Genomic DNA, 8,623 nt, shown 5'->3' with positions numbered 1-8,623 from the left:
ATCGGTAACGATCTTTCGATACCTGCCAAAGACCTTAGCACATTTTTGCCTCGGCATGCGCGCTCATTGCGAAAGGACGAACGATTCCCAATACAGATATCTGCCCTTTGTGGATCGTTGATATAAGTCGCAATCAATCTCGCCAGCCAAGCCGGCGGCAATGCGCTTCGGCGGTCAGGACGGCCGCCTTTCGGTCAGCATAAGGACCTGGCAGATAGACCGTGACGCCGCGGAAACTGACGATCACCGCCTTTGTCGCGCTATCGAAGACGATAGCCATATCAGGCTCGTAAGCCATTTGTTTTCCTGACGGCTCTCACTCCATCGAGATGTGCTCTTGTTCGAATAAAACAAGGTGCCAACGGCAAACCTTCAGGCGCGGGGGCTTTTCACGGCGAGCGACGAATGTGGCTAGCGTTCCATCCAACGATTGGTGCGGAACCGCACAGGAACTTTTCCGCCTATCCGGCTGGGATCAATGACGAAGTTCATGCTATTGCACCCCTCGCCTCGATGGTTGCAGCACGCGCCTGAACACTCTCGGCCCTTCGAGCACCCTGCTTCTGCGTCAGACATGCTGACTGTGTCGGCAAGGCCACCAAATCACCCCCGCTTACCGTTCCAGACGTCGAGATTGGCAATTTGGCGAGATCGCAAGACGTTGAAAATATAGTAAACACGCCATTAACCAGAAGCGATATGGATGCTAACTTCCGTCATCGCTCGGGATTTTACGCAAAGTTCTAACCATCGATAAGTACTGGTTATCGATGGTATACAGCATTTATCGATGGTGAGACGATCACGCTCTGAGCAGATCCCGTTTAGAGGCGCCAGACCATTTCTCTTTTCAGCGTTACCTCCAGCAAATGCGTCGGGTGGCGGGTCTTTCCTTCCCGTTCCTACTGAGTGTGAGGCCTGCCTAGGAACCGGCATTCACGGTCATCTTCGATCAACACGATTCTCGAAAGAAGGTGATCTCAGATGTGACTACGTCCTACAGTTTCCCTCTCAAAACTGCGAGTAGACGGTACGAGATCTTTCGCCTATCGATTGCTTATGAAATCGTCGCTTGAACATATGCCGCTCCGCAAGCAGCGAGAACTCGGACGGGTTCTCGAAATCCTCCACGAGGAATTCGAGGACGCGCTGAAGGAAGGCACGACCGATTTCAAGAAGCGCGGCAGGATCCTGAAGATCATCCTCTTCGGCTCCTACGCCAAGGGTGGCTGGGTCGATGAACCATTCACGATGAAGGGGTATCGCTCCGACTTCGATCTCTTGATCATCGTCAACAATCGCAAGCTCTGCGATTTCGCGGAATATTGGCACAAGGCAGCCGACCGGCTGATACACGAAGCCACGATCGAAACGCCAGTGAGCTTCATCGTCCATTCCAGACGGGAGGTGAACACCTACCTCAAGGAGGGGCAGTATTTCTTCTCTGACATTCGCAAGGAAGGCATCGTTCTCTACGAACTGGACGATGAGCCGTTGGCTGAGCCCGAGCCCCTTTCGACCGAGGACCGGCTTCGCGTGGCGAAGGAGCATTTTGAAGAGCGGATCGAGGCTTCGACGGAATTTCTCGATCTGGCCGAACATGCACGTACTAGGGGCTACGGAAAACGAGCGGGGTTTCTTTTTCATCAGTCGCTGGAGCAAGCCTATTCCTGCATTCTCCTTACTCTCACCAATTACGGTCCACCATCGCACAACATCAAGTTTCTGCGCTCGCTCGCCGAGGAGCAGGACCGCCGGCTGGCCGAGGCCTTTCCACGTGATCAGCACCGGGAACGCGCGTGGTTCAACACATTGAACGAGGCCTATGTGAAGGCGCGCTATTCAAAACATTACGAGATCAGCGAGGAGGCTCTCGCCTGGTTTGGCGAGAGGACAACCGTGCTGCTTGAATTGGTCCGGATGGTTTGCTCCGAGCATCTCGAAAGGCTGAAACACGACAGCCACTAGCTAGTGGCGTGTGGCCTCTACGCCGACTGAAGGGGCTACGATCGAGCCAATGCGACATCGACATGCGGCTGGAACCGCGGCACCACCTGGAACGTTTAGAGAACGCATTCAGGAGGCCGCTATGAGTGACAATCCGAAAACCAAGACATCGTCCAACACACAGAAGGACCCCGACGATTGGGTGAGCGGCGACGAGCCGATGACCGGCGCGCAGCGGTCCTATCTGAAAACCTTATCCGAACAGGCGCACAAGCCCGATGCCTATGCCGAGGATCTGACCAAGGCGGAGGCGTCCAAGAGGATCGACGAACTGAAGCAGTCGCTCGATTTGGAATGAGCGGCCGCCTGGCGATAACCAATTGGGTGAAGCCGAAAGCCGACGAGAACGTTTGCGCGCCGCAACACCGGGCGGTGTAAGCTGTTGGAATGGCAAGCTTATGCAAGCCTGGCGTTTCGTTGCCCGCAGGACCCTTGCTGGCAGGAATTTGCCAGCTACCGCCGAACTTGCTGCGAGCTGATTATGTTCGAAGCCTCGACAAACCCCACAATCGCATCATCTCCGCTGGAGCTGAGATTTCTACCGGGATCACGTAGGGGTCTGCAGACCTTAGCGCCGTGACGCTCTCGCGCTTCTTGATCGGAAGCCCGTGGCCCATGTTACTGACCGAATAGAGGGCCACTTTCAGCTTGCCGCTTACCTTCCATGACCGCAACCTGCCCCATGGTTTTTCCTCCAAACGGCCGCTGTTTTCTGCAATGCCTTGGACTTCGAGCCACTGAGCAACACACGCGAGCGCATTGACGGGCTTGACCACCCGGTCTTCCATGCCCTGCCAGATGGTTATCGCAGGCCATGCCTTAGCCTCTGGCGAAATCTCAGCGATGGGTCTTCCCCATCCACCCGGCGGCGGCGTCGCACCTGACTTCATCGCGCGCAGGGCGGACATCGTGTCGCGGGCAGATCCGAATGGCATGCCGGCTATGATCGCGGCGCCTGCAAACAGTGAGGGATAGTTCGCGACCAGTGCGCCTGTCATCGCCCCGCCGGCGGACAGCCCCGCGACGAAGATCCTCGACCGGTCAACGCTATGGCGCTCACATATGTGCTCGAGCATCTGCTTGATTGAACGCACCTCGCCGCGGTCCCTCGCGACGGCGCTTGGACGAAACCAGTTGAAGCAATTTTGCGAATTGTTTGCTCTCTTCTGCTGCGGATAAAGCAGAACGAAACCGCGCTCTTTCGCGAGCTTGGAGAAGCCGGTCGCGACATCCAGGCTTTCGGGAGTCTGACCGCAGCCATGAAGCAGGACGACAAGCGCGGGCTTCTTCGGCAGCCGCGTCGTCGGAACGAAGGATTTCATCACCAGGCGGCCCGGATTGCTTCCAAACGCGGTTGTCTCGACCAAAATCGGTTTCGCGGGACGGGACGTTGAACGTTTCGTTCTACTTCGGGTCGTTTCGAGAGCTTTCTCGATCCGCTTGCTGATCTTCTTTTGGGCTCTGAGGACCTTTAATAGCGATCTGCCGAGACTGAGCTTCATAGGTGAAGGTTCTCAACCCGCGACAGGAGCATCCGCAAGCCCGGCTGCGCTGCTTCCCGCAGCGCGGCCTCCACGGGGAACCACCGTGTCTTACGGACATGCTTCTCCGGAAACTTCTCCGCGATCCTCGATACCTGAAGGAGATGGACGGCCACGTGGTATTGGTGGGGACTTGTGTCCTTCCGATAGGAAAACGTGTCGAACACGGTCTTGTCGACGATGCCTGCCACTCCGGCTTCCTCGGAGTCCTCTCTCAGCGCCGCAGCGCTGCTGGCTTCACCATCTTCGCCGTGCCCCTTCGGAATGCCCCATCGACCGTTCCGTCGGCTACCTACAAAGAGCATTTCAAGTCCACCGTTTCGGTCCGGCGGTAGCAACGAGCACCGGCCTGCCCCACATCGCGACCAGACAGGGTTTTCACAAGTTCCGTCTGGGCGTTTTCGTTGAGCATCGTCCGCCTCCGGTTTCGAAGCCCGCGCAAGCTAGCCGGGCGACGTTCAAGAGTCCAGTTCGCTTCATCACGTCCGGCAACTGCACCAAGCGGAAAATGCTCGTGGCTATACTCTTTTACGTGCCCGCCAAAATGCGCCAGAGCCGCGAATCTAGGGTCAACAACGCGCCAGCGCTGATTGCTCTCCAAGGTCGTTGCGAATGGTCGTAGCAGCAACCCCTGCCTGCCCCATGGCATGGCTGATCTGGTCAAGACCGGCGACGACGTCTCCCGCGGCGTAAAATCCTGGAACCGTGGTCCTCTGGTGGCCATCGACGATGACACATCCTTCGTCTGAGAGCCTCGCTCCAAGACGTGATGCCAGGTGCGAACGTATGTCGGATCCGAGAGCCGGATATATGGACGCGAATGAATAGGTTTCCGTTGGTGTTGCGACGCGGATCATATCTTTGTCCAGATCGGTCGAGATTACGGGCCCGACCTCCACTCTTATTCCGAGGTGGGTCAAGGACGACGTCTCGATTTCGGAGAGATCATGTTTGCCCTCGGGCGATATAAGCGTGAGATCCTTCGTGTAACTTCGAAGGAAAACGGCCTCCTTGAACCCCTTCGTTCCAGTTCCGAGAACACCAATGGGCTTGTCCGTTACCTCAAAACCGTCACAGACGGGACAGTAGCGCAGAAGGCCACGAGCCACGGCTTCATCATGGGTTGCCTGTGGCATCGCAGGCCGTCGGTTGACGACACCGGTAGCAAAGAGTACGGCCCGAGAGCGGATGCTGCCGCTCTCGAATTCTGCCACGAACAGGTTGTCGGCTTTATGAAGCGTCGTGATCCTGCGGCGTTGAATGGCTGCCCCGTAGAGCTGAGCCTGGGCGTTCATTCTCGCCAGCAGCTCAGTGCCGCTGATGCCGTCCGGGAATCCGGCATGGTTGTGCGACATAGGGATGGTGGAAGCGCGGCTGGAGTTATCGTGGAAGACCGCCACGGAAAGATGGTAGCGCGCCAGGTAAATCGCCGCGGTCAGGCCAGCCGGACCACCCCCGATGACAACGCAGTCGTACACTTTCTCTTCAAATGCGTTCGTCATCATGCCATTCCGTATCCTGTTGGCCCCAACCGGGATTGCACCAGTGTGGGCGACATGGCCAACCTCGGCAAACGGTAATGGTTCCATTGTCCGGTAATCCAACTCACCATGTCCTTGACATCCATGCGATGCGCTCAAAAGTTGCCAGGGCTCTTGGGGTCCACCAAATTCGGATAGCCTCCCGCCTTCCAAGATCAAGGCTATTGGCTAGAGCTCAGATCCCGCCGGCGGACGGACCACAACGTTGGTTGCAATGAGCGACGCCCGACAATTAAGTGGACGGGTGGAGTCATCGACGTCGCCTCGATGTGGATCGCGGCGATGTCTCGGTTTTGCAGGTAACATGGTCGTCGCGGCTCTGGCTGACTCTGCGGACAATGCGCTGATGGCGTTCCACATCGGCCAATAATCATCGATCGGAACAATCCGAGCGAGGTGCTACGTGTCACTCTCGGATCGCGCTTTTCTGCACTTTCTGCGAGCGGCATGGACGCAACTTAAATCAATGTTCACGCATACACTCCATCTTGATTATGCTTGGCTGAGCGGAGTTCCAACGGTGACGATTTGGAAACCAGGCCCGGTACGATGCACGAGGCACTTATGGCAACTAGGTCATCTTCATTGAACAGGTCGAAGCGGCGCATACCGTTCACGGTGGCGAAATTTGCCGAGGCGACAAAATTGTCGCTGATCTCGATCGACAGCCACGGGGATATCGAGTTTGTCAATCCGTCCGCGTGCGCGCTGTTCGGTTACAGCAAGGGGGAGATGATCGGAAAGCCTATCACCATCACCATCCCCGAGCGGATGCGGGGCGCGCATATGGCAGGGCTACAAAAGGTGTCCGCGGGACAAAAGCCAAATCTCGGCGGCAGGCCAGTCGAGGTGTCGGCGGTCAAGAAGGACGGCACGGAATTTCCGATCGAGATCACCTTATCAACCTGGCGTGGCAAACGCGGGTTCTGTGCTGGCGCCGTCATCACCGATATTTCGGAGCGACGGGAGCGGGAGGGACGCCTGTTACGACTGGCAAGCCAGGATACCTTGACTGGACTGCTTAATCGTCATCGCTTTTCCGCGCTGCTTGCCGATACGCTCGCTGCGGGAAACGCTGCCGCCATCATTCTCTTGGACCTCGATGGCTTCAAGGAAGTCAACGACACGCACGGACATCGCGTCGGCGATTGTCTTTTGCAGGCCATCGGTGTCAGGCTCCCATACATGCTGCGCCCGGACGCCAATATAGCCCGCATCGGCGGCGACGAATTTGCGGTTCTGTTGCAGGGTGTAAGCGACCCGCGCGCCGTTTATGCACAAGCCGATGCTATCCTCCAGGCATTTGCAAAACCGTTTGAACTCGGAGGACATGTTCTGGAACTCGGCACCAGCATCGGCTTTGCTCTTTCACCGACCCACGGGGTGGAGGCCGAAGAGCTGATTGCCAGTGCCGATTACGCCCTGTATCGAGCGAAAGCCGCAGGCGGACACTCGATCCGGATGTATGACGCCACCATGCGGAGCGAGACGTCGGCGCGTCGCGAACTGCGGGACGAACTGCTTGCCGCGATGCGTCAAGGTGAACTGGAGCTCTTCTATCAGCCCCAGGTAAAGCTCTCCGACGGAAGGATCATCGGTCTTGAAGCCTTGATCCGCTGGCATCATCCCATTAGAGGCCTGCTGACGCCCGCAGCCTTTCTTCCTGCTCTCGACCAAAGCGCGCTGGCTCTGGATATTGGTTGGTGGACGCTTGACGAAGCCGCAAAGCGCGCCAGCCAACTGCAGGCGTCAGGCTACGAAATCAGGATCGGCGTCAATCTGTTCCCGGGGCAGCTGCGCGCACCCAATCTCATCCAAAAAGTGGCCAGTGCACTTCAAAAGCACTGCCTTGCACCAGAGGGACTGGAGCTCGAAGTCACCGAAACGATTGCACTTGCGGATGACGGCCGTTCGCTGGAGGCGATGACGGCCCTGCGGGAACTTGGCGTTGGCATCGCCTTCGACGACTTTGGAACGGGATATGCTTCCCTCAGTTCGTTGCAGCGCTATCCGCTGACGACGCTGAAGATCGATCGAGGTTTCATCCAGCAGATCCGCAGCAGGCCGAACGATGCCGCGATCACCCGGGCACTGATCGGCCTGAGCCGAGACATGGGACTGGAGACGGTCGCGGAAGGAATCGAAACCCGCGAACAGGAGGAGGCGCTTGTGGCCTTGGGTTGCCCATGTGGTCAAGGCTATCTCTACGGTCGGCCTATGCCGTTCAGCGCGGTCTTGAGCCTCATCGAGCAGAAGGCAGCATCCGCGGCGCCGATTGGTCGGCAGGAAGCCGGAACCTTCATTCGGGCTGGGCCCCACGCCCCTAAAGGAGGACATGGCGACTAGGAGCTAGGACACTTGGCTCGTGTGGGGTCCGCCTGCCTGAATCAACGAAGGTCGCGTCTCAAAGCTGACTGCGTTTGATGCAGACCTGCGATGCGCCCGGCCCTTCACCTCGTGAGTAATGGCGTAAGGGACTCAGGCCGTTAGCCACCGTGGCGATCGCTGCGAGGAAGATCTACGATCCTGCTTCCGGCAGCGGCCCGATAGTAGATTTCGGTCACCCGAAACCGACCATCGATGCGTTTGCACTGGACGATGACGTCGATCGCGATCTTCAGCATCTCGCGTATGTCGTTTCGCTCCAGATCTCGCCCGCCGTCCGATTCCTTCACCAGCAGTGTCAGCTGTTCGAATGCAAGCCTGGCTGAGTCGGCATGCACGGTGGTGATCGAACCCGGATGACCTGAGTTCACATTGCGAATGTAGTAGAACGCAGTGCCGTCGCGCAGCTCCTGCAGAAGAATGCGATCCGGCCGCATACGCAGGCAGGATTCAAGCAGATCCTTTGCCCCGACCTTCGCCAGCCCTTGGCCGCCCTTGGAATAGAAGAGGCGGACATGGTTCGGTTGCGGAATGACGAGCTCGGGCGTGTCTTCGATGGAGATGATGCGCTCGCTCGAAGGAATATGGCGGATCAACGCTTTTGAAAGCGTCGTTTTGCCGGAGCCCGTCGCCCCGGAGATGATGATGTTCTTGCGCGCATGGACCGCTTCTCGAAGAAAAGCCTGGTATGATCCTGTTCGATAGAATTCGAGGAGCCTACGGTCGACTAGAGAGACGTCCGCGTCTTCTCTCGCCACCTCGGCGAACAAGCCCCCTTGATCAAGATCGTTCAGGCTCAGCGACACCGACGACGGCTTTCTGATGGTGATGCTGACGGTTCCCTTTGTCGTGGCGGGCGGGATGACGATCTGGATGCGCTCGTCGCCCGGCAGCGTTGCCGAAAGGATGGGCCGGGTTTCGTCGATCGACTGATTGGAATAGCTGGCGACGGCCCTTGCCAGACGCATCAGCTTGTCAAACGACATCTCCGGCAGATCGTGGGTTTGCCAACCGGCCGTTCCCTCGGTGACGACCTGGGTCGGCCAGTTGATGATGATCTCGTAGAGCGACTCGTCGCGCAGGAAGGGCGACAGCGGTACCAGCAGCTCGCGCACGACGCCGGAGTCGGCTCCCTCTGTCATGAGCGGC

8 protein-coding genes are annotated in these 8,623 nt (G+C 57.8%); 3 read left to right on the top strand and 5 right to left on the bottom strand.

What is annotated here, in order from left to right; translation table 11 throughout:
* Nucleotides 1-133: 133 nt before the first annotated feature.
* Nucleotides 134-298 carry a hypothetical protein gene (locus FY112_RS37030; RefSeq protein ID WP_017959352.1) on the bottom strand — a complete coding sequence of 55 codons (165 nt, stop codon included), beginning with the start codon at nt 296-298 and terminating at the stop codon, nt 134-136.
* Nucleotides 299-1,059: 761 nt separating this feature from the next.
* Between FY112_RS37030 and FY112_RS31025 the strand changes: the two genes are divergently transcribed.
* Both FY112_RS31025 and FY112_RS31020 read left to right on the top strand, forming a co-directional pair.
* Nucleotides 1,060-1,968: a nucleotidyltransferase and HEPN domain-containing protein gene (locus tag FY112_RS31025; RefSeq protein WP_151520075.1), complete on the top strand. Its 909-nt coding sequence runs from the start codon at nt 1,060-1,062 to the stop codon at nt 1,966-1,968.
* A 121-nt stretch (nt 1,969-2,089) separates the two neighbouring features.
* Nucleotides 2,090-2,305, top strand: a complete 216-nt coding sequence (locus FY112_RS31020; RefSeq protein WP_130766736.1) for a DUF3072 domain-containing protein — start codon at nt 2,090-2,092, stop codon at nt 2,303-2,305.
* 181 nt (nt 2,306-2,486) lie between these two features.
* On the opposite strand, the gene FY112_RS31015 is transcribed toward FY112_RS31020, so the two are convergent.
* The 3 genes from FY112_RS31015 to FY112_RS31005 all read right to left on the bottom strand — a co-directional run bounded on the left by FY112_RS31015 (nt 2,487) and on the right by FY112_RS31005 (nt 5,050).
* Nucleotides 2,487-3,509, bottom strand: a complete 1,023-nt coding sequence (locus tag FY112_RS31015) for a PHB depolymerase family esterase (protein WP_151520074.1) — start codon at nt 3,507-3,509, stop codon at nt 2,487-2,489.
* Nucleotides 3,506-3,853, bottom strand: a complete 348-nt coding sequence (locus FY112_RS31010; RefSeq protein WP_246700793.1) for an NUDIX hydrolase — start codon at nt 3,851-3,853, stop codon at nt 3,506-3,508. Before FY112_RS31010 ends, FY112_RS31015 begins: the two co-directional genes overlap by 4 nt.
* 264 nt (nt 3,854-4,117) lie before the next feature.
* Nucleotides 4,118-5,050 (bottom strand): NAD(P)/FAD-dependent oxidoreductase, encoded by a 933-nt coding sequence (locus tag FY112_RS31005; RefSeq protein WP_151520140.1) that lies wholly within the window; start codon nt 5,048-5,050, stop codon nt 4,118-4,120.
* Between the two features lie 603 nt (nt 5,051-5,653).
* Here FY112_RS31005 and FY112_RS31000 point away from each other — a divergent pair.
* On the top strand, nt 5,654-7,435 hold the full coding sequence (locus FY112_RS31000) for an EAL domain-containing protein (protein ID WP_246700792.1): 1,782 nt from the start codon (nt 5,654-5,656) through the stop codon (nt 7,433-7,435).
* Between the two features lie 140 nt (nt 7,436-7,575).
* Here FY112_RS31000 and virB11 read toward each other — a convergent pair whose 3' ends face one another.
* Nucleotides 7,576-8,616: a P-type DNA transfer ATPase VirB11 gene (virB11, locus tag FY112_RS30995; RefSeq protein WP_151520072.1), complete on the bottom strand. Its 1,041-nt coding sequence runs from the start codon at nt 8,614-8,616 to the stop codon at nt 7,576-7,578.
* Between the last annotated feature and the right edge of the window lie 7 nt (nt 8,617-8,623).

The sequence above is a fragment of the Rhizobium sp. PEPV16 genome, assembly GCF_008919455.1.
Taxonomy (GTDB): Bacteria; Pseudomonadota; Alphaproteobacteria; order Rhizobiales; family Rhizobiaceae; genus Rhizobium; species Rhizobium leguminosarum_Q.
This window is presented reverse-complemented; position numbering and strand designations above follow the sequence as displayed.

Coding starts and splice junctions, on each gene's coding strand:
- FY112_RS37030 (WP_017959352.1), bottom strand. CDS start 298: ATGGCTTACGAGCCTGATATGGCTATCGTCTTCGATAGCGCGACAAAG.
- FY112_RS31025 (WP_151520075.1), top strand. CDS start 1,060: ATGAAATCGTCGCTTGAACATATGCCGCTCCGCAAGCAGCGAGAACTC.
- FY112_RS31020 (WP_130766736.1), top strand. CDS start 2,090: ATGAGTGACAATCCGAAAACCAAGACATCGTCCAACACACAGAAGGAC.
- FY112_RS31015 (WP_151520074.1), bottom strand. CDS start 3,509: ATGAAGCTCAGTCTCGGCAGATCGCTATTAAAGGTCCTCAGAGCCCAA.
- FY112_RS31010 (WP_246700793.1), bottom strand. CDS start 3,853: ATGCTCTTTGTAGGTAGCCGACGGAACGGTCGATGGGGCATTCCGAAG.
- FY112_RS31005 (WP_151520140.1), bottom strand. CDS start 5,050: ATGACGAACGCATTTGAAGAGAAAGTGTACGACTGCGTTGTCATCGGG.
- FY112_RS31000 (WP_246700792.1), top strand. CDS start 5,654: ATGGCAACTAGGTCATCTTCATTGAACAGGTCGAAGCGGCGCATACCG.
- virB11 (WP_151520072.1), bottom strand. CDS start 8,616: ATGACAGAGGGAGCCGACTCCGGCGTCGTGCGCGAGCTGCTGGTACCG.